The organism is Saccharopolyspora sp. 6M (genome assembly GCF_020176775.1).
GTDB classification, from domain to species: Bacteria; Actinomycetota; Actinomycetes; order Mycobacteriales; family Pseudonocardiaceae; genus Saccharopolyspora_C; species Saccharopolyspora_C gregorii.
In genome coordinates this window covers 1-23,755 of the sequence record NZ_JAIUJZ010000022.1, presented here as the reverse complement: position 1 = coordinate 23,755, position 23,755 = coordinate 1, and the positions used below count along the sequence as shown (strand labels likewise).

Annotated in this window: 21 protein-coding genes; 4 read left to right on the top strand and 17 right to left on the bottom strand. The window is 73.5% G+C overall.

Going from position 1 to position 23,755, the window contains the following annotated elements:
- Complete coding sequence (locus tag LCD31_RS04205; protein ID WP_224956112.1) at positions 1 to 990, bottom strand: DMT family transporter; 990 nt, start codon at positions 988 to 990, stop codon at positions 1 to 3.
- A 111-nt stretch (positions 991 to 1,101) separates the two neighbouring features.
- On the opposite strand from LCD31_RS04205, the gene LCD31_RS04200 reads away from it, so the two are divergent.
- A complete protein-coding gene (locus LCD31_RS04200) occupies positions 1,102 to 1,995 on the top strand; it encodes a LysR family transcriptional regulator (RefSeq protein ID WP_224956111.1) in 894 nt (297 codons plus the stop codon).
- Positions 1,996 to 2,022: 27 nt separating this feature from the next.
- Here LCD31_RS04200 and LCD31_RS04195 read toward each other — a convergent pair whose 3' ends face one another.
- The 9 genes from LCD31_RS04195 to LCD31_RS04155 all read right to left on the bottom strand — a co-directional run bounded on the left by LCD31_RS04195 (position 2,023) and on the right by LCD31_RS04155 (position 11,426).
- Entirely contained in the window at positions 2,023 to 3,576 is a 1,554-nt protein-coding gene (locus tag LCD31_RS04195; protein WP_224956110.1) for a serine/threonine-protein kinase, read from the bottom strand.
- A gap of 210 nt (positions 3,577 to 3,786) precedes the next feature.
- The gene (locus LCD31_RS04190) at positions 3,787 to 5,247 is read right to left on the bottom strand and encodes a serine/threonine-protein kinase (RefSeq protein ID WP_224956109.1); all 1,461 of its coding nucleotides are present in this window, start codon (positions 5,245 to 5,247) and stop codon (positions 3,787 to 3,789) included.
- 489 nt (positions 5,248 to 5,736) lie between these two features.
- On the bottom strand, positions 5,737 to 6,642 hold the full coding sequence (locus tag LCD31_RS04185; protein ID WP_224956108.1) for a hypothetical protein: 906 nt from the start codon (positions 6,640 to 6,642) through the stop codon (positions 5,737 to 5,739).
- 735 nt (positions 6,643 to 7,377) lie between these two features.
- Positions 7,378 to 7,986, bottom strand: coding sequence for an RdgB/HAM1 family non-canonical purine NTP pyrophosphatase (gene rdgB, locus LCD31_RS04180; protein WP_224956107.1), 609 nt, complete (start codon positions 7,984 to 7,986; stop codon positions 7,378 to 7,380).
- Positions 7,983 to 8,738 carry a ribonuclease PH gene (gene rph, locus LCD31_RS04175; RefSeq protein ID WP_224956106.1) on the bottom strand — a complete coding sequence of 252 codons (756 nt, stop codon included), beginning with the start codon at positions 8,736 to 8,738 and terminating at the stop codon, positions 7,983 to 7,985. The genes rdgB and rph overlap by 4 nt, the downstream gene beginning before the upstream one ends.
- Before the next feature lie 55 nt (positions 8,739 to 8,793).
- Entirely contained in the window at positions 8,794 to 9,213 is a 420-nt protein-coding gene (locus LCD31_RS04170; RefSeq protein ID WP_224956105.1) for an Imm1 family immunity protein, read from the bottom strand.
- A 19-nt stretch (positions 9,214 to 9,232) separates the two neighbouring features.
- On the bottom strand, positions 9,233 to 10,000 hold the full coding sequence (locus LCD31_RS04165; protein WP_224956104.1) for an MBL fold metallo-hydrolase: 768 nt from the start codon (positions 9,998 to 10,000) through the stop codon (positions 9,233 to 9,235).
- Positions 9,997 to 10,809 carry a glutamate racemase gene (murI, locus tag LCD31_RS04160; RefSeq protein WP_224956103.1) on the bottom strand — a complete coding sequence of 271 codons (813 nt, stop codon included), beginning with the start codon at positions 10,807 to 10,809 and terminating at the stop codon, positions 9,997 to 9,999. The genes LCD31_RS04165 and murI overlap by 4 nt, the downstream gene beginning before the upstream one ends.
- Positions 10,806 to 11,426 (bottom strand): rhomboid family intramembrane serine protease, encoded by a 621-nt coding sequence (locus LCD31_RS04155; RefSeq protein WP_374201639.1) that lies wholly within the window; start codon positions 11,424 to 11,426, stop codon positions 10,806 to 10,808. Before LCD31_RS04155 ends, murI begins: the two co-directional genes overlap by 4 nt.
- Positions 11,427 to 11,537: 111 nt before the next feature.
- On the opposite strand from LCD31_RS04155, the gene LCD31_RS04150 reads away from it, so the two are divergent.
- Positions 11,538 to 12,380 (top strand): SMP-30/gluconolactonase/LRE family protein, encoded by an 843-nt coding sequence (locus LCD31_RS04150; protein WP_224956102.1) that lies wholly within the window; start codon positions 11,538 to 11,540, stop codon positions 12,378 to 12,380.
- 287 nt (positions 12,381 to 12,667) lie between these two features.
- On the opposite strand, the gene LCD31_RS04145 is transcribed toward LCD31_RS04150, so the two are convergent.
- Positions 12,668 to 13,528 carry a TauD/TfdA family dioxygenase gene (locus LCD31_RS04145; RefSeq protein ID WP_224956101.1) on the bottom strand — a complete coding sequence of 287 codons (861 nt, stop codon included), beginning with the start codon at positions 13,526 to 13,528 and terminating at the stop codon, positions 12,668 to 12,670.
- A 266-nt stretch (positions 13,529 to 13,794) separates the two neighbouring features.
- On the opposite strand from LCD31_RS04145, the gene LCD31_RS04140 reads away from it, so the two are divergent.
- Complete coding sequence (locus LCD31_RS04140; RefSeq protein ID WP_224956100.1) at positions 13,795 to 14,808, top strand: methyltransferase; 1,014 nt, start codon at positions 13,795 to 13,797, stop codon at positions 14,806 to 14,808.
- Between the two features lie 26 nt (positions 14,809 to 14,834).
- Here LCD31_RS04140 and LCD31_RS04135 read toward each other — a convergent pair whose 3' ends face one another.
- Genes LCD31_RS04135 through LCD31_RS04115 form a run of 5 tightly spaced genes read right to left on the bottom strand, consistent with a single transcriptional unit; the run spans position 14,835 to position 20,851 of the window.
- Complete coding sequence (locus tag LCD31_RS04135) at positions 14,835 to 16,091, bottom strand: NAD(P)/FAD-dependent oxidoreductase (RefSeq protein ID WP_224956099.1); 1,257 nt, start codon at positions 16,089 to 16,091, stop codon at positions 14,835 to 14,837.
- Between the two features lie 2 nt (positions 16,092 to 16,093).
- Positions 16,094 to 17,761, bottom strand: coding sequence for a prenyltransferase/squalene oxidase repeat-containing protein (locus LCD31_RS04130; protein WP_224956098.1), 1,668 nt, complete (start codon positions 17,759 to 17,761; stop codon positions 16,094 to 16,096).
- On the bottom strand, positions 17,758 to 18,747 hold the full coding sequence (locus LCD31_RS04125) for a UbiA family prenyltransferase (RefSeq protein ID WP_224956097.1): 990 nt from the start codon (positions 18,745 to 18,747) through the stop codon (positions 17,758 to 17,760). Before LCD31_RS04125 ends, LCD31_RS04130 begins: the two co-directional genes overlap by 4 nt.
- 2 nt (positions 18,748 to 18,749) lie before the next feature.
- Positions 18,750 to 19,772: a polyprenyl synthetase family protein gene (locus LCD31_RS04120; RefSeq protein ID WP_224956096.1), complete on the bottom strand. Its 1,023-nt coding sequence runs from the start codon at positions 19,770 to 19,772 to the stop codon at positions 18,750 to 18,752.
- On the bottom strand, positions 19,769 to 20,851 hold the full coding sequence (locus LCD31_RS04115; protein ID WP_224956095.1) for an aminotransferase class I/II-fold pyridoxal phosphate-dependent enzyme: 1,083 nt from the start codon (positions 20,849 to 20,851) through the stop codon (positions 19,769 to 19,771). The genes LCD31_RS04120 and LCD31_RS04115 overlap by 4 nt, the downstream gene beginning before the upstream one ends.
- An 867-nt stretch (positions 20,852 to 21,718) precedes the next feature.
- On the opposite strand from LCD31_RS04115, the gene LCD31_RS04110 reads away from it, so the two are divergent.
- Positions 21,719 to 22,516, top strand: a complete 798-nt coding sequence (locus LCD31_RS04110) for a trypsin-like serine protease (protein ID WP_224956094.1) — start codon at positions 21,719 to 21,721, stop codon at positions 22,514 to 22,516.
- A 155-nt stretch (positions 22,517 to 22,671) separates the two neighbouring features.
- Here the strand turns inward: LCD31_RS04110 and LCD31_RS04105 are convergent, their stop codons facing one another.
- Positions 22,672 to 23,526 (bottom strand): helix-turn-helix transcriptional regulator, encoded by an 855-nt coding sequence (locus LCD31_RS04105; RefSeq protein ID WP_224956093.1) that lies wholly within the window; start codon positions 23,524 to 23,526, stop codon positions 22,672 to 22,674.
- Positions 23,527 to 23,755: the final 229 nt, after the last annotated feature.

Sequence of the window (23,755 nt, the reverse complement as noted above, 5' to 3'; positions counted from 1 at the left end):
TCACTTCATGGGGTGGTTCGTGGCGAGGTCGGTGTACGGGTGCGCCGGGGCGACCCGGGGTGCGCCGTCCGGGGCCCGGTCGGCCGGGGCTCCGGCCGCGGGGCCCCGGGCGGGCCGCGGCCGGGCGGTGCGGTTCCGGGTGAGGGCGACGCCCGCCAGCACCAGCGCGATGCCGAGCAGCACCCGCCAGCTCAGCCGCTCACCCAGCACCAGCCAGCCCAGCAGCACCGACACCACCGGCATCAGGTAGGTGACCGTCGACGCGACCGTCGCCCCCTCGTCGGCGATGAGCCGGTAGTTCAACGCGAACCCCACCCCGGTGCCGAACACCCCGAGCACCGCCACCGCCAGCAGCGCCACCGCGTCGAACCGCACCGCGGGCAGCCCTTCCAGCGGCAGCACCACCGCCGCCAGCCCGGTCGCCGCGGCCAGCTGCAGCGCCGCCAGCACCGGTGCGGGCGCCCCCGTCCCGGTCAGCTTCCGGCCGATGTGCACGTAGCCGACGCCGTAGCTGGCCGCCGCCGCCAGGCAGGCGAGCACCCCGGTCCCGGCCGACGCGCCCTGCCACGGCGCGAGGATCAGTAGCACCCCGCCGAACCCGACGGCGAGCCCGCCGAGCATCCGCGGGGAGAACCCGCCGCGCGCTCCCAGCACGTACCCGAACAGCAGCGTCCACAGCGGCGTCGTCGCGTTCACCGCCCCGGCCAGCCCGGAGTCCACGGTCCGCTCGCCGATGCCGAGCAGCACCCACGGCAGCGCGCTGGCGAAGAACCCGGCGACGACGACGTGCGGCAGCAGCCGCCGGTCCAGCCGCATCCGCAGCCCGCGGACGGCGCAGAGCGCCACCAGCACCGCCGCGCCGAGCGCGATGCGGGTGAACGTTACTTGCGCCGGGGACATCGCCGTCAGCGCCAGCTTGATCAGCAGGAAGCTCGCGCCCCACAACAGCGCCAGCACACCGAGCCGCAGGTGGCTCGTCCGGTGGTTCATCGTCGCTCCCTCGTCCGCAGGTCGTCCCGAGGACCACGATCCGAGAGCCGATGCATAAGGACAAGCGAAATAAACTGAACTGAAGTTTCAGCTCTGCTGTATCGTCGGGGCATGTTGGACGCCCGTCGCATGCAGGTCCTCCGCGCCGTCGTCAGCGGCGGCTCGATCAGCAGCGCCGCCACGAACCTCGGGTACACGCCCTCCGCGATCAGCCAGCAGGTCGCCACCCTCGAACGGGAGGCGGGCACCGCGCTGCTGGAGAAGGTCGGCCGCGGCGTGCGGCCCACGGCGGCCGGGCGGCTGCTCGCCGAGCGCGCCGCCGAGCTCGCCGGGCTGCTCGCCGACACCGACGCCGAACTCGACGACCTGCGCGCCGGGCGCACCGGGCGGCTCCGGTTGCGCTACTTCGGCTCGGCCGGGGTCGGGCTCGTCCCGCCCGTCGTGGCGAAGTTCCGCGCCGAGCACCCCGAGGTGCGGCTCGACCTGAAGATGATCGACGAGGGGATCCTGGGCGAGGTCGCCACCGGCGAAGCCGATCTCGCCGTCATCGTCGTCGGCCGGGAACTGCCGCAGGCGCGCGGAGTCCGGGTCGAGCACCTCGTCGACGAGCCGTACCACGTGCTGCTCCCGCAGGGCCATCCGCTGAGCCAGGAGCCGGAGATCGACCTCGCCCGGCTCGCCGGCGAACCGTGGGTGCTGGAGGCGCTGGGCGACGGGCCGTGCGCCGAATCGCTGCGGGACGCCTTCGACTCCGCCGGGTTCGCGCCGCGGATCGAGCTGGAGACCGGCGGGGACTACGCGGCGCAGGCGTTCGTCGCGGCCGGGCTGGGCATCGGCCTGCAACCGCGGCTCGCGCTCGGGGTGCTGCACCCCGGCATCGTCGTCCGGCCGGTGCGGCGGCCCGAACCGGTACGCCGCATCCACGTCGCGGTGCGCGAGACCGTGGCCGACCAGCCCGCCACCCGATCCTTGCTGGCGGCCCTCCGCGACACCGCCCGGGCGTGATCGGCCGGGCGGTGCGGAGTTCCGGGATCAGACCCGGGAATCGCTGTTGATCAGGGGTTCGCCGTCGCGGGCCACCATGCCCAGCAGGTGGCGTTCCTTGCTGGTTTTGCCGTCCTTCTCGAACTCCAGGACCACCAGCACCCGGGAACCGATGACCTTCGGCCCGGAAACGATCTTGACGTCGTCCACGGAGTTCCAGAACGACTCGTAGCTGTCCTTGCCCGCGGACTGCAGCCCCGGGCCCAGCAGCGACCAGGACTTGTCCAGGTCGTCCGGGACGGACGAGAAGTAGGTCTTCACCACGTTCACGATCTCGTCCTTGGACGGCTGCTCGTCGTCCTTTTCCTCGCTGGACGTCGTCGTGGTCGTGCTGATCGGCGTCGTCGGCGGGGCCGAGGACGAGGGCGCGGTCGTCGTCGGCGGAGCCGTGGTGACCGGAGCGGGCTCCGCGGGCGCCACCGGCTCGGACACCGGCGGCTGCGACTGGGGGGAGCGCTGCTCCCCGGCGCCGAACGCGCTCGCCGTCAGCACCCCGACCAGCACCGCCACCAGCAGCGCCGCCGCCCACAGCAGCACCGCCTTGCGGGAGGTCCCGCCGCCGGAGGGTTCGGACACCGCGGCCTGCCCGACCTGGGTCGGCGGGTTGCCCGCGGGGACCGCCGCACCCACCCGGGTCGGCTGCGCCTGCTGCGGCCTGCCCTGCGGGGCGGCCGCCGGGCGCTGCCAGCCACCGGACGGCGTGGACCCGCCGGGCAGCGGCCGTCCCTCCGCCACCGCCAGCAGCATGCTGCGCGTCTGCGCCATCGTCGGGCGGTCCACCGGGTCCGGCTGCAGCAGCTGCATCAGCGCCGGGGCCAGCGGACCCGCCTGCCGCGGTGGCTCCACCTGTCCGCGCGCCACCCGGTGCAGCAGGCTGATCGCGTTCTCGTCCGTGCCGAACGGGGGCTCGCCCTCCACCGCCGCGTACAACGTCGCGCCCAGCGAGAACACGTCCGAAGCGGGAGCCGGGTCCCGGCCCAGCGCGACCTCCGGCGACAGGTAGGCCGGGGTGCCGGCGAGGATGCCGCTCTTGGTCACCGCCACGTCGCCGATGGCGCGGGAGATGCCGAAGTCGGTGATCTTGGCGATGCCGTTGTCGCCGAGCAGGATGTTCCCGGGCTTCAGGTCCCGGTGCACGATGCCCGCCATGTGCGCCGCCGCCAGCGCCCCCGCGACCTGCGCGCCGATCCGGGCCACCGACTGCGGCGGCAGCACGCCCTGCTCGCTGAGCACCGTCGCCAGGCTCTGCGAGGGCAGGTACTCCATCACGAGCACCGGCTGGCCCTCGTCCTCGGCCACGTCGAAGACCACGATGGCGTTCTGGTGCTGCAACCGGGCGGCGATGCGGCCCTCGCGCATCGAGCGCTGCCGCGCCTCCTCGGTCTCCTCATCGGTGTAACCGGGCTGGAGCAGCAGCTGCTTGACCGCGACGGTGCGGTGCAGCCGCTCGTCGACCGCGCGCCACACGATGCCCATGGCGCCGCTGCCGATCCGCTTCTCCAACCGGTAACGGCCCGTGATCAAACGGCCCTCGGCGCTCACAGGTCTCTCCTGATGCTGGGGTGGTGGCGGCTTGGACGGTACTGACCGGGCCCCCGAGACCGGCTCGTGCTCATCGGCCCCACGTTACTGGTGGGCGGCTGGGGGAACGCACCAGGTCGGGGTGAACGGATCGCCGCTGGCGAAAGCACCGGGCCGGGGGCACGCATCGCGAGATGCCTGTCCCCGGCCCGGAAAACGACCACCTGGTGCTCAGCCCTGAAGCTGGAACGCGGAGGCACCGGATTGCGGCGAGGTGGCCTCCGACTGGGTCGGCTGGTCGGCGGAGGACTCGCCCCCGTCGTCGCCGTCGCCGTCGTCGCCGGAGGTCTCGGACGGCTGGGACTCCTCCGTGGACGTCGGCTGCTGCGTCGTCGACGGCTGGGAGGTCTGCTCCGTGGACGTCTCCGTGCTGGTGGTCTCCTCGTACGTCTGTTCCTCCGAGTACCCGGAGCTCTCCGAGGATTGGGTCGTCGGCGGCGGGGGCGGCGGCAGCGGCTGCTGGCTGGTGCCCGTGTCGTTGCCGGTCGGGTCCGGGGTGTTGCTGTTCAGGAACGCCGAGGTCACCAGCACCGCGACCACGGCGGCCGCGACCAGCGCGACACCGGACAGCACCAGCGGGCGCTTGCTGCGCCGCGGCCGGTCGTCGAACGACGTCTCCGCACGCGAGTCCGGCCCGAGGTACGCGGTGCGCGGGTTCGAGTCGTGCTGGCTGTACGGGTCGTCGTCGTAGTAGGCGGTGCCGCCGTGGTGGTCCTGGCCGACGACGCTGGTCGGAGCCAGGTCGGGCCTGCTGTCCGGGCCGATCGCGGGCGGGATCGGCGCGGCCATCGTGGGCACCGAGTTCGCCGAACCGCCGTCGGCGACCGCCAGCAGCATCTCCCGGACCTGCGCCATGTCGGGCCGGTCCTCGACGCGCACCTGCATCATCGCCATCAGCGGCTGGGCCATCGCGCCCGCCTGCTGCGGCGGTTCGATGCGGCCCGCGGCCACCGAGTGCAGCAGCGCCAGCGTGTTCTCGTTCAGCCCGAACGGCGGCCTGCCCTCGATCGCCGCGTACAGCGTCGCGCCCAGGGAGAACACGTCGGAGGCACCGCTCGGCTCCTTGCCCATGGCGACGTCCGGCGACAGGTAGGCGGGCGTGCCCGCCAGCATCCCCGTCTTCGTCACCTGCACGTCGCCCTGGGCGCGCGAGATGCCGAAGTCGGTGATCTTCACCGTGCCGTTGTCGCCGAGCAGGATGTTGCCCGGCTTGATGTCGCGGTGCACCACCCCGGCCGCGTGCGCGGCGCCGCGCGCGGCCGCGGCCTGCGCTCCGATCCGGGCCACCTCGCGCGGCGGCAGCGGTCCGTGATCGGACATCATCGCCGCCAGGCTGGTGGAGGGCAGGTACTCCATGACCAGCACCGGCTGGCCTTCGTCCTCGGCTACGTCGTAGACCGAGATCGCGTGCTGGTGCTGCAGGCGGGCCGCGATGCGGCCTTCCCGCATTGCCCGCTGCCGCGCTTCCTCGGCCTCACCCGGATCCAGACCGGGCTGCAACAACAACTGCTTGACCGCGACAGTGCGGTGCAGGCGTTCATCCACACACTCCCACACCACGCCCATCGCGCCACTGCCGATGCGTCGCTGCACTCGGTAGCGTCCGGCGACCAGGCGACCTTCGTCGCTCACCGACGTCTCCCCGTACTGCTAGATGCCCGCTGGGACGCGATCTCGAACCGGAAGGATCCGGATCGGCAGCACCCCGTCGGGCATCGGCGGTTTAGCGGACCGGTTCGGCCCTCCGACAAGTACACGTTCATTCAGCGCGGCCCGGTTCCGGCCGGTGGGCCGTATCCGGCCGCGGTACGGCAGCCTAGCCGACGCCCTCGCGGCGTAGACCCGAAGTCGTGAGATCGGGGAAGCCCGATTCCACTCGCGTCCAGCGAGGTGCCGTCCTCCTCCTGATCGCTCCGGCGGCACGAAGTGTTTCCGCAGTCCACACGTGGCGTGCTCGGGCGGTCGGCGGAGCGTGTCCGCGCCGGTCCCGGCGCGGGCCGCGGGTGTCCGGTTCGTACCGGGATGACCTCGGCGGTGCTCGCGGAGCGGGCGGTCACCGCGGCGTCGTTGCCGCATTGTTGTGATTCGGGCCCACGGTACGCCCGCGCGCCCCGCGCGCGCTCAACGGGGGAAGTGCTGGAACGACCGCAGTTCCACGTCGACGCGGCCACCGGGCCCGGCCGCGTCGAGGTGCAGCAGGTGCCGCAGCAGCGAGCGCGAGCCGTCCGGGTGCTCGACCTCCACGAGGGCCCGGACCAGCTGCGGGGACTCGGCGCGCAGCAGCAGCGGCCGCACCGCGACCACCTCGCGCCACGTGCAGTCCGGCCCACCGCGGCCCGACGCGGGCATGCCCGGGGTGAGGCGCGGCATGGCGAGCGCCGGGGCGCGGTCGATGCGGCCGTAGAACTCCCGGGCGGCCGCCGCCGCGGCGGACTCCTCGTCGGCGGCCGGGTCGAGCACGGTCGGCGGGCGCTGCGGGAACCGCACGGATTCGACGGCGGGCTCGGCGGGTTCCTGGTCCGGGCCGCGGAACGGGGCGCCGCTCGCCGGGGACACCCCGGTGAGGGCGGCGGTGGCGACGGCCGCGCCGAACAGCAGCGCGGTGCACAGGGTGCCGACCGCGGCCCGCACGCCCGGTGCGTCCGGCGCGCCGTCCCCGGGTTCGGCGGTGTCGAGCAGCTCGTTGACCAGTTGCTCGGTGCGCGCCGATTCCTCCGCGCTGAGCCGCAGCGGTTCCGGTGCGAACCAGAGCGGTTTCGGCTTGCGCAGCACCAGTTCCGCGACCGCGGCTCGGCGGGAGCCGGTGGGGGCCGGTTCGGGCAGGAGCGGCGGGAGCGGCCGGGTGTCGGTGTCGTCGACGCGGCCGACCTGGCGGGTGCCGGAGCCGTTCCGGCCGCACCGGCGGCAGCACCGGCTCGCGGTGGCGGTCAGGTGCTCGTGGTCGGCGGCGCGGCGGGGGAGCGGCGAGCGAGTTCGCGGCGTGCAACGCGGCGAGGACGCTGAAGGTGACGGCGGCGGAGGTGACACCGACGGACACGCACACGAGCAACGGCTTCATCGAGGTTCTCCTTCGGCGGGAACTGCGCGGCGGAAACCGGGACGCCGATCGGTGCGGAGGCTCCGGACGGCCGCCGCGTCGCGGGGTCCGGAGAGCGAAGGGCCGGCGCTCGGTGCATCCCTGCACCGCGCCGCGCGGCGATGTCCGCCCGATGGCGAGAAGTTGCGGAGCCCGCCCCGATTCGCGGACCCACTCGACACTTCGCCGGATCGTGGCCGGTCGTTACGCGGCGTCCGGGGAACACCCCGCGCGGGTGGTGCGGCGCACACCCGGCATTCGGGCGGCATCGCGCCCGGTCACCGCTCCGCTTGCGCCGATCGGTGGCCTCCGGGCTGAGCCACCCCGCCGCCTCGGGTCCGCGAACTCGCCGATCGGGTCCGCCGTCCGCGTGAAACCCGGCTAGGTGTCCGCCATGCGCGCACTTCCCGCCGGTCCGGAACCGCGCCGGAGCTGGGAAGCGGGGGCGACCGCCGGAGTCCGGGGTCCGGCTCGCCGAGGGAGCGGCGCCTCAGCGCGGTCCGCGCCGGCACCGATCAGGCGGGCCCGATGAGCAGGCCCGAGCGTCGCGAACGGACCCGCTGACGTCGGCGGGCCGCGCAGCGCCGACCCGATGCCTCCTTGCGGCGCGGCCGCGCCAGGTGCGGCGGAGCTGCCCGACGAGGAACCCGACTTTCAGACGGTCCCGCGGAAACCGCCGCCTGCCACTACTGACCCGCCAGCTCCCGCAGCGTGGGCAGCAGCGACCGCAGCGCCCGCCCGCGGTGCGAGTCCGCGTCCTTCTCCTCGGCGGAGAGCTCCGCCGCGGTCCGCGTCTCGCCCTCGGGCACGAAGATCGGGTCGTAGCCGAACCCGTTGGTGCCGCGTTCGGCGCGCACCACGGTTCCCGGCCACTCGCCGCGCACCACGGTCTCGGTGCCGTCCGGCAGCACCAGCGCGGCGGCCGAGACGAACGCCGCCCCGCGCCGCTCGTCCGGCACGTCCCCGATTTGGCCGAGCAGCAGGTCCAGGTTCGCCTGGTCGTCACCGTGCGCGCCGGACCAGCGGGCGGACAGCACCCCGGGCATGCCGTTGAGCGCGTCCACGGCGAGCCCGGAGTCGTCGGCGACGGCGGGGAGACCGGTCGCGCGGGCCGCGTCGGCGGCCTTCGCGAGCGCGTTCTCCTCGAACGTGGCCCCGGTCTCGGGGGCTTCCGGGAACTCGGGCACCGCGTCCAGGCCGACGACCTCGACGCCGGTGACGCCTTCGGCTTCGAGGATGCGCCGCAGCTCCACGAGCTTCTTCGCGTTGCGGGTGGCCAGCAGCAGCCGCGTCACCGGGCACCGCCGGGGAGTTCGCCGGGGTACGGCGCGGTCAGCGCCTCGGCCTGCTTGCGGGACAGCTCGGCGCAGCCGTTCAGCGCGAAGTCCACCATCGTGTCCAAAGTGGACCGGGGGAAGGTGGCGCCCTCCCCGGTGCCCTGCACCTCGACGAGGGTGCCGTGGTCGGTGGCGACCACGTTCATGTCCACCTCGGCGCGCGAGTCCTCCTCGTACGGCAGGTCCAGCCGCACCCGGCCGTCCACCACGCCGACGCTCACCGCGGAGATCGAGCAGGACAGCGGCTTCGGATCGGACAACCGGCCCGCCGAGCTCAGCCAGGTGACGGCGTCCGCGAGCGCCACGTACGCGCCGGTGATCGCCGCCGTGCGGGTGCCGCCGTCGGCCTGGATCACGTCGCAGTCCAGCGCGATCGTGTTCTCGCCCAGCGCCGCCAGGTCGATGCAGGCGCGCAGCGAACGGCCGATGAGCCTGCTGATCTCGTGGGTGCGGCCGCCGATGCGGCCCTTCACCGCTTCGCGCACCCCGCGGGTGTTCGTCGCCGACGGCAGCATCGCGTACTCGGCGGTCACCCAGCCGAGGCCGGAACCGGTGCGCCAGCGCGGCACCCCGTCCTGCACGCTCGCCGCGCACAGCACGCGGGTCTTCCCGAACTCGACCAGGACCGAACCAGCGGGCCAGTCCTGGTATCCGCGGGTGATTCGCACGTCCCGGAGCTGGTCGTCGCTCCGCCCATCCGCTCTCGCCACGCGCCCACCCTAACTGCCCGTGCCGCGCCCGTTCTGGGTGGCGGTGACCGGACCGCTACCAGTCGAGGGTGCGCCACTCCACGGCCTTCGGCCGCCGCCCCGTCTCCAGGAAGTCCCGCAGCGCCGCCGCCAGCACCGCCGGGTCCACGCCGCTGCCCGCGGGGAACTCGGCGTCCTCGCTGATCAGCGCGGGTGATTCCGGGTCGCCGTCGAGGACGGCGTAGTCGTGGTCGGTGTCGATGTGGCTCAGGTAGCCGTAGCCGCCGGACACCGCGGCGATCACGTCGTGGTCGAGCATGCCGGTGGCGGAGTCCGCGGGCTCCCGCCCCTCGTGCCAGATCGTCGCGGGGCCCGCGTTCGGCTCCGCCAGCCGACGCACCAGGTCGTCGACCTCGCCCGGTTCGGTGACGCTGAGCCCGTCGCCCGCGTTCGCGTCCGCCGTCGACGCGATCGACCACACCGCCGTGATCGTCATCCTCGTCCTTCCCACCGACTCAGATCGGGTAGTCGCGACCGGCCTCGACGACCTCCACCGGGCCGTCGAACTCCTCGGTCGCCTCCCGCAGGATCTCCTGCGGGTCGGTCCACGGTTGCAGGTGGGTCAGCAGCAGCTGCCGCACCCCGGCCCGCTTCGCCACCCGCGCCGCCTGCCGCCCGGACAGGTGCACCCCGTCGGGGCGGTCCGGCGAATCCGACCAGGACGCCTCGGCCAGCAGCGCGTCCGCACCCCGCGCCAGCTCCTCCAGCGCAGCGCACGGGCCCGTGTCACCGGTGTAGGCCAGCACCCGGCCACCAGCCGACACCCGGAATCCCCACGCCGGGCACAGGTGGTCCACCGGGAACGCCGCCACCCGGAACGGGCCGATCTCCGCTGGCGAGCCGAAACCGGCGAAGTCGTACACGTCGGCCAGGTCCGTCTCCGCCAGCTCCGCGGTGTTCGGCGCGTACAGCCTGGTCAACCGGTCCTGCGTCTCCGGCGGCCCGAACACCGGCAGCTTGCGGCGCGTCGTGTCGTGCGGGGGATCGGGGTGGTAGCGGCGCAGCACCGTCAACGCCCCGAAGTCCGAGCAGTGGTCCGGGTGCAGGTGGCTCAGGAACAACCCGTCCAGCGAGAACGGGTCCGAATGGCGTTGCAGCGCACCGACGGTGCCGTTCCCCAGGTCGAGCGCGATCCGCGCCCCACCGGCCTCGACGAGGTAGCCGGAGGCGGGTGAGTCCGGCCGGGGCAGGCTGCCGGAACATCCGAGAATCGTCAGCTTCACGCCGACGAGCCTGACATGGCGACCTGCCGCACGGACCCGAAAGCCGCGATCGGACCCAAGAAGCGGCCTGCCAAGCGGGTGAACCTCGCCGGATCGCCGGTGGTGCGGAACTCGTGATCGGGTTCCTGCGGCCCCGCCAGCATGTCCTGCTCGGTGAGCACCCGCACCACGTCCTTCGCGGTCTCCTCCGCGCTCGACACCAGCGTCACCTGATCACCCATCGCCAGCTGCAGCACGCCCGTGAGCATCGGGTAGTGCGTGCAGCCCAGCACCAGCGTGTCCACATCGGCCCGCTGCAGCGGATCCAGGTAGCCCTGCGCCAGCCCCAGCACCTGGCGGCCGCTGGTGATGCCGCGCTCCACGAAGTCCGCGAACCGGGGGCACGCCGCCGTCGTGAGCCGCACCTGCGGAGCCGCCGTGAACGCGTCGTCGTAGGCGCGCGAGCGGATCGTCGCCTCGGTACCGATCACCCCGACCCGGCCGTTGCGGGTCGTGGCCACCGCCCGGCGCACCGCGGGCAGCACCACCTCCACCACCGGCACGTCGTAGCGCTCCCGCGCATCCCGCAGGCATGCGGCCGACGCCGTGTTGCAGGCGATGACCAGGGCCTTCACCCCGCCCTCCACCAGCGAATCGGTGATCGCCAAGGTGCGTTCGCGGATGTCGGCCAGCGGGCGCGGCCCGTACGGGGCGTTCGCGGTGTCGCCCACGTAGCGGATCGCCTCGCCCGGCAACTGGTCCAGCACGGCGCGGGCGACGGTCAGCCCGCCGACTCCGGAGTCGAAGATCCCGATCGGCGCGTTCGTCACGCCGACAGTGTGCCAGGCTGCGGCGTTCCCGAACCGCGACGAGTGCTGCGCGCCACCAGCCACGCCGCCAGCACTCCGCCGAGCGCCCCGCACAGGTGACCCTCCCACGAGATGTACGGCTGGCCGGGCAGCACGCCCCACAACATGCCGCCCCAGTAGAAGAACAGCACCACCGCCACCACGATCTGCCCCAGGCTGCGGTTGAAGAAGCCGCGCACCAGCAGGAACACCATCCAGCCGAACGCCACCCCTGACGCGCCCACGTGCACGCCACCGGTCGCGATCAGCCAGGTGCCGAGGCCACCGACGACCCACACGATCGCCGTCACCGCCACGAACTGCCCCACCCCGTTCGCCAGCAGCAACCAGCCCAGCACCAGCAGCGGCACCGTGTTCGACATCAGGTGGCCCCAGCCCGCGTGCAGCAGCGGAGCCCACAGGACCCCGTCCAAGCCGCTGATCCGGTGGGGCACGATGCCGTTCTGGTCCAAGTTCCCCGGCGTCGCCTGGTCCCAGAACTCGACGGCGTAGAGCACCGCCACCATGAACGCCATCTGCACCGCCGCGCGCAGCGGGTTCCGCGGGAGGACGCGCGGCCGCTCTGGCTGATTCGTCACCTTTCCGAGGTTACGCGGATCGGGGGAGCGGTGACTCGGGGGAACGTTCTGCCGCGCCCGCTAAGCTCCCGCACCGTTCGCCGAACCCGGAAACCCCAGGAGGTAACAGCGGTGCCCACCACCGCCGAGCAGGCCGTGCCTGCCGCAGCGCACCACGGGCACGGCCCCACCTGGGACGCGGGAACCGCGAGCCTGCTGTGGACCGACCTGCGCGCCCGCACCGTGCACCGCTACGCGCCCGACGACACCGACCACGCCATGCAGGTCCCGCAGCAGGTCAGCGCCGCCAAACCGCGCACCCGCGGCGGACTGCTGCTGCACTTCGACGAGGGCGTCGCGCTGTACGACGCCGACGGGGAACGCCGCACCTGGCTCACCTTCTGGGCCCGCGACGGGGTCCGCGCCGGCGAGACCACCGTCGACGTGGGCGGACGGGTCTGGGCGACCACCGTGCGCGAGGACGAGAGCGGCGGCGGATGGCTCGTCCGCGTCGACCCGAACGGCGCCGCGCACGTGGTCGTCGACGGGATCGCCGCGGGCAACGGGCTCGCCTGGAGCCCCGACGACACCCGGCTCCACCTCGCCGACAGCGCCGCCCGCCGCATCGACGTGCTGACCGTCGACCAGGTGACCGGCGCCGCCACCGAGCGCCGCACCGCGTTCGACGTCGACGGGGAACCCGCCGGGATGTGCGCCGACGCCGACGGATTCCTGTGGGTCGCGGTGCGGGACCGCGGGGAAGTGCGCCGCTACGCGCCCGACGGGCGGGTCGACCGGACCGTGCCGCTGCCGTCCCGGCGCCCGACGAGCTGCTGCTTCGGCGGCGAAGACCTCACCGACCTCTACATCACGACCGCCCGCGACGGCCTCGCCGAACCGGAGCCGGCGGACGGTGCGGTGCTCGTCGTGCCCGGGGCGGGGGCGGGGTTGCGGTCGCACACCTTCCCCGGCTGACGCCCTCCTCGCGGAGTGAACGGACCGTTCGTCCGATCTAGTTGGTCAAGCGGTCCGTTCACTCCGCATCAGCGGATGTGGTGATCGACCCGCTGCGCGGAGAGCTCGGCTGGAGTGGACGGGCCCGTGGTCCCAACAGGTTGGTGGGACCGGGCGGTCACACGGCGTACGGGGAAGGCTTGTGGGGGCGGGGGGGCGCCCCCCCGGGGGGGGCGGCGGGGGGGGGGTTGTCCCCCCCGTGGGCCCCCCTGGTGGGGGCCCCCCGGGCCCGTTCACTCGGCTTCCGGTCAGGACTTGGTGCGCAGGGCTTCCGCGCCTCCGGTGTCCGCGTCGTGGTGCGGCCAACGCGGGGTGTCGCCCGTGGGGGTGTCGCCGAGGACGGTGACGCGTTGGCCGACGCGGCGCTCGGTGTAGTCGTTGATCGCGTAGTGCTGGGTGGCGCGGTTGTCCCACATGGCGATCGCCCCGGCGTTCCAGCGGAACCGGCACACGTTGCTCGGGTGCTCGGCGACGGCGTACAGGTGCTGGAGCAGCGCGTCGCTCTCGGCGGCGGCCAGCTGCGGGATGCGCCGGGTGAACATGCGGTTGACGTACAGCGAGCGCCGCCCCGTCTCCGGGTGCACCCGCACCACGGGGTGCTCGGCTTCGCTGCGGAACGAGCCGTTGGGGTGCTCGAACACGTGGACCGCGGTGAGCCCGTCGAGCATGTCGCGCAACGGCGCGGAAAGGGACTCGTAAGCCCGGTGCTGGTTGCTCCACATCGTGTCCCCGCCGAACGGCGGGCATTGCACGATCTGCAGGATGGAGGCGACCGGCGGGGTGGGGCTGAACGTGACGTCGGTGTGCCACACGTCGGCTTTGGCGCCCTGCGCGGAATCGAGCACCACGATTTCCTCGTGTCCGTCGAGCTTCGGCAGGAACGGGTGCACTTCCAGTTCTCCGAGCCGCTTGCCGAACTCGATGTGCGCCTGCGGCCCGAGCCCGGCGGCCTCGGGGAAGAACAGCACGAGGTGTTCGAGCAGCAGTGCGTGGACCTGCGCGAACGCCTCGTCGGTGAGGGAGTTCAGGTCGATGCCGCGGACCTCGGCGCCGAGTGCGCCGCTGATCGGGCGAACCTGCAGGCCGGTGTCCTGAACGGGAGCCGCCATGATGATGCGCCTTTCTGAGTGGAGCCGATGACACTTGTTCCGCGCATGCGGAACGGCGGATCGGCGAATCGAGGAATCGCCGTCCGGATCGGGTCGAATTCTTGACCGGAATCGGGTTCCGGTGCGATGCTGCGCGAACCGGATTCGGGTTCCGGTGGTGATTTTCCCCGGGCGGAAGAACCGCGTGGAATGCGCGGGAAAACGGGGGATCGCGAGCCGGGAATCCGGTTGGAGAACACCGGAAGCATGGACAGGAGTGCACCAGTATGGCTTCGGAGACGACGGATCCCGGCGCGCGGTTGGCGGCGCTGACCGACCTCGCCACCCCGTTCGCGGTGCGCGCGGCGGTGACGCTCGGCGTCCCGGACCGGATCGCGGAGGGCGCCACCGGGCTCGCCGAGCTCGCGACGGCCACCGGGACCGACGCCGATTCCCTGGCCCGGCTGCTGCGCCACCTGGTGGCGATCGGGTTCGTGGCCGAGCAGGGCGGCCGCTTCGCGCTGACCGACGTGTCCCGGCACCTGCTGGGCGCGGACAGCGCGTGGCAGAAGAAGTGGCTGGACCTGGACGGCCCGGGCGTGAAGATGGACCTGGCGTACGCGGGCATGGCGCACTCGGTGCGCACCGGCCGCTCCGGTTACGAACCGGTGCACGGCGTGCCGTTCTGGGAGGACTACCAGCGTGACGACGCGCTGCGCGGGTTCTTCGGCGCGATCATGGCCGCGCACGCGTGGCAGACCGGCCCGCTGCTGGCCGCCGAGTACGACTGGTCCGCGGTCAAGAGCGTGATCGACATCGGCGGCGGGGTCGGTGCGCTGCTCGTCGAGGTGCTTCGCGGGCAGCCGCACCTGGAGGGCGCGGTGCTGGACCTGCCACCGGTGGCCGCCGAAGCCGACGAGGCGCTCGCCGCGTCCGAGGTGGCCGACCGCGCCGCGTTCGTGCCCGGCAGCTTCTTCGACGAGCTGCCCGCCGGCTACGACCGGTACGTGGTGTCGCGGGTGCTGACGGACTGGCCGGACGCCGACGCGGTCCGCATCCTGCGCCGCTGCGCCGAAGCGGCGGGCAGCGCGGGACGCGTCCTGGTGGTGGAGGTGCTGGCCGGGGAGGAGCACGCGAAGAACAACTCCTCGTTCGACCTGCAGTCGCTGTCGCTGCTCGGCGGCCGGGAGCGCTCCATCGCCGACTTCGAGGCGCTGGCCGCCGAAGCCGGTCTCGCGGTGCGCGGCAGCCGCAGCTGGGACGGCGGCCTGGTGCTCGTGGAGTGCGCACTCGCCGGCTAGCCACCCGCCCCCGGCCTGGGTGGCGCTCATGCCCAGGCCGGGAGGCGCCGCGCCCGCGGGTCCGGCAGCACCCCCACCTGGTGCAGCCGGTCCAGCAGCGACAACCGGTGTTGCCCGAGCCCGGCCATGTTGTGCATGACGGTGTAGCGCAGCCGGTCGTTGCCGCCGGTGCAGCGCAGCGCCCGCCGCCCCACCACGCGGCCCGTCCAGGACAGGTCCGTGATCATGCGGGCCGCGTTGTGGCTCGTCCGTCCGATGTGGACCAGTTCGGGCAGCCGTTCCGCCTCGTAGGAGCGGATTCCCGCGTCCACCGCGGCGGGGCTCAACTCCCCGCCCACGTGCCGGGCGAGGCTCTCCGCGTCCGTGATCGACGTGTTCATGCCCTGCGCCGCCATCGGATGCACCGAATGCCCCGTCTCACCGACCAGCGCCAGCCCCGGAACACCCAGGCCCGGCGCCAAGAACCGGGACACCGGCAGCACCTGCCGGTTCGCCGAGCTCGCCCGCAGCGCGTCCGCCAGCGGTTCCAGCGCCGGCGTGTCCCGCACCAGGTGCTCGATCCACCCGGCCATGCCGTCGGAATCCAGCCCGCGCAGCTCGTCCGCACCCACCTGCACGTACAGCCGCACCCGGCCGCCCGGCAGCGGGTACCGCAACCGCAGGCCGCGTTCGCTGACGTACGCCGAGAAGTCCTGCTCGACCCGCGGCGCGTCGGCGATGTCGAACGCCGCCAACCGGTGCGGGTACTCGTCGCGGTGTGCCGGGATGCCCGCCGACTTCCGCAGCCGCGAGGAGATGCCGTCCGCGGCGACCACCAGCGACGCCCGCACCTCCCGCTCCTGACCGCCCTCGGCGACCCGCACCCCCGCGACCCGGCCGTCCGCGTCCCGCAGCAGGTCGCGCACCAGCACGCCGCGGCGGAACTCCACCGAGCCGTCCAGCCGGTCCGCCAACGCCTCCAGGATCACCGGGTAGTCGTGGGCCAGCAACCACCGCTCCTGCTCCCGCAACCGGTCGTAGTCCAACGCCATCAGCGGCGCGCCCGCGGTGTCCCGCGCCACCAGCCGCGCCAGGCGGAGCCCGCCGCGCGACTCCAAGCGCTGCGCCACGCCCCACTCGCGCAGCACCCGCAGCGCGCCCGGTTGCAGCACCTCGCCCTTCGCGACCCGCGACGGCTCGGCCATCTTCTCCAGCAGCAGCACGCGGAAACCCCGCGCGCCCAGCGCGCAGGCCGCGGCGAGCCCACCGACCCCGGCCCCGCACACCACCACATCGGCGTCCACCGTCAACTCCTCCCCGCGGCATCGCGGTAGCGGGCCAGCGCGCGCAACGCCAACCCGTTGGCCAGCGCCCGGTTCGAGTAGCGGGACACGTGGCGCACGTACTCGTTCACCGGCGCGGCCGACCAGGACCCGTCCGGGCGGCGCGCGTCCAGCAGCCAGCGCACCCCGCGCCGCACCTCCGCGCCGTCGGCACCCCCGCCCGCTACCAGCAGCGCGCCGACCGCCCACGCCGTCTCCTCGACGGTGCCCGGTTCGTCGCCGCCGGTGCCCCACGAACCGTCCGGCAGCTGCGCGCGCACCAGCCACTCCCGCGCCCGCCGCGCCGCGTCGGAACCGCCCGCCCCGGCGCGCACCAGCGTCTGCAGCACCGCCGACGTGCCCGCCGTGTGCATCCGGTACCAGACCGATTCGTACGAGCCGTCCGGCCGCTGCGCGCTCGCCAGCCAGCGCACCGCCCGGCGGATCCGCCGATCCGCCGCGGGCACCCCGGAATCCAGCAGCCCGTCCAGCGACTGCGCCGTCATGTGCGGGCACGGCCCGCTGTTGGCGACCTTCGTGTTCCGCACGCACAGGCCCCACGAACCGCGCGAGTCCTGCTGCGCGAACAACCAGCGCGCGCCCGACTCCAGCGCCGGGCGCTGCAGCTCACCGGGGAAGCGCGCCAGCGCCGACATGATCTCCCCGGTCTCCAGCGAGGCCGGCCAGCCCTTGCCGGACCAGCCCCAGAACCCCGGCGGGCAGCCGAACGCGGTGAACGGCCGGTGCTGCTGCTCCCGCAGGAACACCTCCCGCGTCGCCAGCAACCGCTCGTCGGTCGCGTACCCCGCCTCCAGCAGCCCGCCCGCCGCGTACATCGACCAGGTCAACCCCAGCGGGCCGCTGTTCCACGACCCGTCCTCGTTCACCTGCTCCCGGAACCAGCGGACCGCGCCCGCCACCATGTCCGCGCCCAGCCCGGCGCGCGCCAGCCCACCGCAGATCAACCCGGTCACCCACGCGTCCTCGCACCAGCCACCGGTGCTGCCCTCGTGCTCGTAGACCTCGCGGATGATCGCCAGCGCGCCCGGCGTGCCCGCCTTCGCCAGCAGCCGCGTCAGCGGCGTCTGCTCCCGGGTCGCCGCCTGCGCCAACCCCAGCGCGCACACCATCGGCGCCCGCAGGTCGAACAACCGCAGGAACGGGCCGCGCAGCACCGCCAGCTCCAGCGGGAACCGGCGCATGTCCGACGTCCGCAACCAGCCGACGAACGAGTAGAACTGGCGGCACCAGGCCGTCACCTCCGGGTGCGGAATCCCTTCCAGGCCACCGTGGTCCAGCATCCAGCGCTGCCCGGCCGCCACCGCGTCCGCCGCCGACTCCGGCGCCACCAGCTGCAACGTCGCCGACGCCACCGCCGTCGGACCCGGCTCGTCCGCGCCGCCCGGCACCATGCTCCAGCCGCCGGTGTCCGACTGCCGGGCCCGCAGCCACGCCACGCCCCGCTCGATCAGGTCCGCCGAACCGCGCGGATCGGCGAAGTGCAGCGCGCTCACCGCGCCCACCGTGCTCAACGTGGACGTCAGCCCGTCCTCCGAGTAGTCGAACACGCCGTCCGGCCGCCGCGCCGCGAACACCGCCTCCGCCGCGGCCTCGATCGCCTCGGAGACCTCCTCGGCCCGCGAAGTCGTCATGGCAGCGTCGCCTCCCGTCGCTCCGCCGTGGGGAACTCGTGCCCCGAACGCAGCACGGCCTGCGCACCGAGGCTGAACACCAGCGCGGGCACCAGCACCGCCAACGCGAGCCACAGACCCGCCGCACCCGCGATCAGCGCGCCCGCCAGCACCAGCCGCTCCGCGACGAGGATCTCGTGCGCCCGCAACGCCTTCCGCGGCGGCAACTCCCGGATGTGCTCCAGCAGCAACGAGAACGCCGCCGTCCCCGCGCACGCCGCCACCGTCGCCAACGCCGAGTAGCCGCCCCGCTGCGGCACCGCCTCCGCCAGCGCCAGCACCACCAGCAACCCCGACGCGTACAGCGCGAACGACGTCCGCACCGCCACCGGGATGCCGCTGCGCACCGGCACCGAGCGGTAGCCGCCCGCCCGGTCGCCGTCCACGTCGCGCATCGTCCCCACCAGGTTCGACGCCGCGTCGTGCGCCAGGAACACCAGCGCGAACACCAGCACCGTCCACGGCACCCGGTCCGCGCCCAGCAGCGCACCCGCCGCCAGCGCCAGCGCCGTCAGCGAACCGCGCACCAGGTTCCCGGACAGGCCGCGCGCCTTGCAGAACCGGCTGTAGGCGACGATGCCCGCCGTCGCCACCACCACCAGCAGCACCGCGTGCCAGTTCACCAGCAGCGCGAACACCGCGGCCGCCGCCGCGCAGCCCACCCCGCAGGCCAGCGCCGCCCGCGGCGACAACCGGCCGGACGGGATGGGGCGCTGCGGCTTCCCGATCGCATCCAGCTCCCGGTCGAAGTAATCGCCCAAGTAGTGCCCGGACAACCAGCCCAGCGCGGGCACCACCGCCGCCGCCAGCAGCGGCACGCCCCACCCGGCGCCGGCGGTGACCGCGCCCGCGATCCCCACCATCGCCGGATAGCAGGTGGTGTAGGGCCGCCAGGTCTCGACGTGCGCCCGGATCCCGCGGTGCACCGCGGACATCGATGCGGCCACGGCTAGCGGTCCCGGTGGATCGCGAGGTCCGCCACCGCCGCCAGCAGCCGCGAACCGTCTCCGCCCGGCAGCACCGCCAAGTCCCGGTGCGCCCGCCGGATCTCCTCGGCGGCCTCCGCCGCGGCGCGCTCCACCGCGCCCAGCCGGGTCAGCACCTCCCGCAGCAGCGCGAACGACTCCACCGGGGACCGGGTGCCGCTGAGCGCTTCCGCGAGCAGCGCGCGATCCCGCGCGCCCGCCATGCCGTGCGCCACGATCACCGGGAACGTCGGCCGCATGTTCCCCGCATCGCTGCTGCCGGACTTGCCGGTCACCTCGGTCTCCGCCAGGTACGGCAGCAGGTCGTCGTGCATCTGGAACGCGGTGCCGACCCGGTCGGCGAACCGCGTCGCCGCCGCCACCTGCTCGGTGTCCCCGCCGCCGAGCACCGCACCGGACCGGCACGCCGCTCGGAACAGGGCGCCCGTCTTCAACGCCGCCATCCGCCGGTACCGCTCCGGCGGGCACGCCGGATCCCGCAGCAGCTCCGCCTCCAACGCCTGCCCCCGGCACAGGTCCACGCCCGCGTCGGCGACCGCGCGCACCGCCGCCAGCACCGGTTCGGCGGGCAGCCCGCACTCGGTGAGCGCGGCGAACAGGCTCAGGATCAACGCGTCGCCGGTGACGATCGCGTCCGGCACCCCGAACCGCACCGGCACCGAAGCCCGGCCCCGCCGCAGCTCGTCGCCGTCGATGATGTCGTCGTGCACCAGCGAGGCCACGTGCAGGTACTCGATGGCGACCGCGGCGGGCAGCACCGCCGCGCGATCCCCGCCGACGGCCTCCGCGGCCGCGACCAGCATCACCGGCCGCAGCATCTTGCCCGGCGCCAGCAGCGCGTACCGCGACACCTCCCTGATGTGGTCGGTGCCCGCAGGCCAGCGGCGTTCCAGCTCCGCGCGCAGCTCCGCGGCCACCGGGGAGGCGGCCAGCAGCGCCGCCGGATCCCCGGCCAGGTCGTGGGCGTCGCTGATCCGGGCGGTCACCGGGCGGGCTCGCTGACCTCGGCGGCCAGGTCTCCGGCGGTGGCGTCCGCGGCGGAGAACTCGGCCGCGACCTCCAGCACCAGGTCGTTCGCCGCGCGGGTGCCGACGGTCAGCCGCACCCCGGACCCGGCGATCTCCCGCACCACCACACCGCGCTCGGCGCACCGGTCCACGAAGCGCTGGTTCGCCCCGCCCAGTGGCAGCCACAGGAAGTTCCCGCCGCTGGCGGGCACCGGGATCCCGTGCGCCAGCAGGCCTTCCCGGAGCCGGTCGCGTTCGGCCGCGACCTCCGCGCACTGGGCACGCATCACCTCGGACGCCGCCAGCGCCGCCGCGGCCGCCGCCTGCGCGGGCCCACTCACCCGGAAGAACAGCGCGCTCGGCTTCAACGCGGCCACCACCGGCTCCGCTCCCAACAGGTAACCGACGCGCATGCCGAGCAGCCCGTACGACTTGGAAAAGGTCCGAGCGATGGTGAGCCGGTGGTCCGTTCGGGCTAGTTCGATTCCATCCGCAATGGTCTCGCCGGTCCCGGTGGCGAAGTCGATGTAAGCCTCGTCGAGCACGACGTGCACATCACTCGGAATGCGATCGAGGAACCCGGTGATCTGTTCCGCGGTGAGGATCGACCCGGTCGGATTGTTGGGGTTGCACAACAGCACCACCCGGGTGCGGTCCGTGACCGCGGCCGCCATCGCGTCCAGGTCGTGCGCCGAATCCCGCAGCGGCACCCCCACCGCGCTCGCCCCGGCGTTGCGGATCATCAGCGGGTACATCTCGAACGACGGCCAGGGGTGCACGACCTCGGTGCCCGGGCCCGCGTGGACCTGCAGGAACTGCTGGAGCAGCGCTCCCGAACCGACGCCGGCCAGCACGCGCTCCGCGGCCACCCCGTGGTGCTCGGCCACGCGCGCGACCAGATCCGACGAGAACGGGTCCGGGGTGAGGTTCAGCGTGTCGAGGGCGGCTTCGGCGGCAGTTCTCACGCCGGGCAGCGGTGGGGCGAAATTCTCGTTCAGGGAGAGCTGGTGCACAATTGAGGTCACAGTGCCAATCCCGTTCTGGCCGCTGGGTTTCATGGCCTCTCGTGCGGTGTCCGCCGGTTTCGTTCCGGACCGCTCGCGATGCTGATCGAATACTGTGTTCCGCGGCCTTCGATGTCAAGGTTCACGATCTCGTAGAACGTGATGAACGTGTTTCGAATCTGTGTAGTCGGTTTTTGTCGAGGGGATCCCCTGAGATCTTCGTGGCAGCGGGACGCGAGTCGTCCGGCGCGTCCCGGCGCTGTGCTAGTCCGCGGCGAGCCGATCGGCGGCCTCGTCCGTGCGCTCCGCGGTGCGGTGGGGCGGCGTGCCGCGGATCGTCTCCGCGCACCCGCGCGCGGGCGTTGAGATCAATCTGTGATCTAGGTGGTTCCGCCAGGTCAACGGGCTTCGGGGCCGGTCGTTCGCCCTCGGCGTGACCATGCTCGCCCGAATGGCTCTGGAATATTCCACCGGTCGTTCGGTACACCGGACGCGGTGCGCCCGCCACAGCGGCAGTCGGGGCCCGGCGGCCGCACCCGCCACGGTCCGGGGACCGGTGGCTGCGCCACGACCGGCGGGAGTACCGGTCGCGGCAGAACCGCGGCCCCGGTGCGTTCGGGGCGCGCCGGGGTCGCGGACCCGTTTCCCGCATTCGACTCGAATGCGCGGGATCGAACCGCCGAACACCGCCGACCGGGCGAACCGCGGATAGTCCGACGGCACTGTGAAAACGGCAAATACCGGCACTTTTGGGCCGAATGTCGCCGCGATTAGGGTCGCAGACGATTCCTCAATGGCAGCGGGGCGGGCACCGGCCCGTTTCGTGGAGGGACCGGGAACGGACCACGCGCAGCCGAACCCGGACAACCGACAACGCCCGGGACGCCCCATCGCCCCGGGCGCGAGATCGAGGAGAGCAAGATGGTCGCTGCCCCACGTCGCATGGCCCGCATCGCCGGGATCGCCGCGGTCGCCCTCTCGGCCGCCGCCACCGTCTCCGTCTCGGCCGCCCAGGCCGAACCGGCCGACGTCACCCCGTACATCGTCGGCGGCCAGGACGCCGACATCGCCGACCACCCGTTCGTCGTCGCGCTCACCACGCCCGACGGCCAGCAGTTCTGCGGTGGCTCGCTCGTCTCCGAGACGAAGGTCGTCACCGCCGCGCACTGCACCACCGGCTCCGACCCGTCCGAGATCAACGTGCTCAGCGGGCAGACCGAGATCAGCGGCACCGGCGGCACCGTCTCCGAGGTCAGCGACGTCTGGGTGCACCCCGAGTACACCGACGCCACCCTGGGCTTCGACGTCTCCGTCCTCACCCTGTCCGCTCCCGTCGAAGGCGCTCAGCCGGTCGAGCTGGCCACCGCCGACGACGCCGGCTACACCGCGGGCACCGACGCCACCCTCCTCGGCTGGGGGACCACCTCCGAAGGCGGCTCCACCTCCGACCACCTGAAGACCGCGACCGTGCCGGTGAGCTCCGACGCGGACTGCTCCGCCGGGTACGACGAGTACAGCCCCGACTCGATGGTCTGCGCCGGCCTGCCCGAAGGCGGCGTCGACGCCTGCCAGGGCGACTCCGGCGGCCCGATGGTGGCCGACGGCCGCCTCATCGGCGTCACCTCCTGGGGCGAAGGCTGCGCCCGCCCCGGCAAGCCCGGCGTGTACGCCCGCGTCGGCGCCTACAACGACGTCCTGACCGAGCAGATCGGCAGCTGATCGCCTGACGGATTCCCGCTCGCTCGGCTGAGCTGGGCGGGTGGCGGAACCTCAGCGGCGCCCTCGCTGCGGGATCGTTTTCACAGGTGGCTCCGCCACATGAGAAATGCAGTACGGGGCGGTCCGGAAGGGCCGCCCCGTTCTCGTGCGTCCGGTCAGGTGAGCTGGCGGGTGGAGCGGTCTTCGAACTTCGTCGCGTAGCCGCCGATGATCGCGCGGGATTCCACCGTGCCCAGCGCGACCCGGTCCAGGCAGTCGACGGACTCGCGGAACGCGGCCACCCGTTCCTCGTCGTCCAGCAGCAGTCCGCACTCCTGGCTCTCCAGCAGCACCGTCGCCACCCCGCGCGCGAACTCGATCAGCGTGAACGGCCCGCCGAGCCCCGCGTGCACCCCCAGGTTCGTCGGCAGCACCCGCACCGCGATGTTCGGCGCCTCCGCGGAGCGCAGCAGGTGCCGCAGCTGCCCGCCCATCACCGCCGCACCGCCCACGGGCCGGGTCAGCACCGATTCGTCCAGGTACGCCGTCAACGCCACCGGCGAGGCCTTGTGCAGGATGCCCTGCCGCACCTGCCGCACGTTGACCTGCTCGTCCACCTCGCCCGTGCCCGCACCGGACGCCGCGCACACCGCGGTCGCGTACGCCCGGGTCTGCAGCAGCACCGGCACGTAGCCGAGGCTGAGCTCGGTGAGCCGGGAGGCGCGCTGCTCCGCGTCGATGCACGCGCGGGTGTGCGCCGAGAGCCCCGCCATCGCCTCCCACCACGACGGGCGGCCCAGCTCCTCGGCCATCGTCAGCAGCTGCTCGCGCCGCTTGCCGCGCACCCGCAGCGCCGCGAGCACCGCGGCCAGGTCGGGGCCGCCGATGCCGCGCTGCGCCGTCTCGATCCGGCTGATCTTCGCGATGCTCCAGCCCAGCTGTTCGGCGAGCACTCCCTGGGACATCCCTTTGTCCTTGCGCACCTTGCGGACCTCGGCCGCCAGCGCGCGGGCCCGGGGGGAGTTCGACATGATCGTCAGAATATGGTGCCAGCGCGGAAAAAACCGTCGCTCGATCAGGTACTGGTGAACTGCCCGAACGGCCGCAGATTCCCGGCCCTGCACCGAAGATGCGCCCCTGCCGAGAACTTCCCGGAGCGGAATCCTCCAGCGCAGCCCCGCTTCCGCGCCCGATCCCCCGGCCGCCACGCGCGGTGATGTCGCGGGGACCCGGAAACCGGGCCCCCGCCACCCCCAGGCC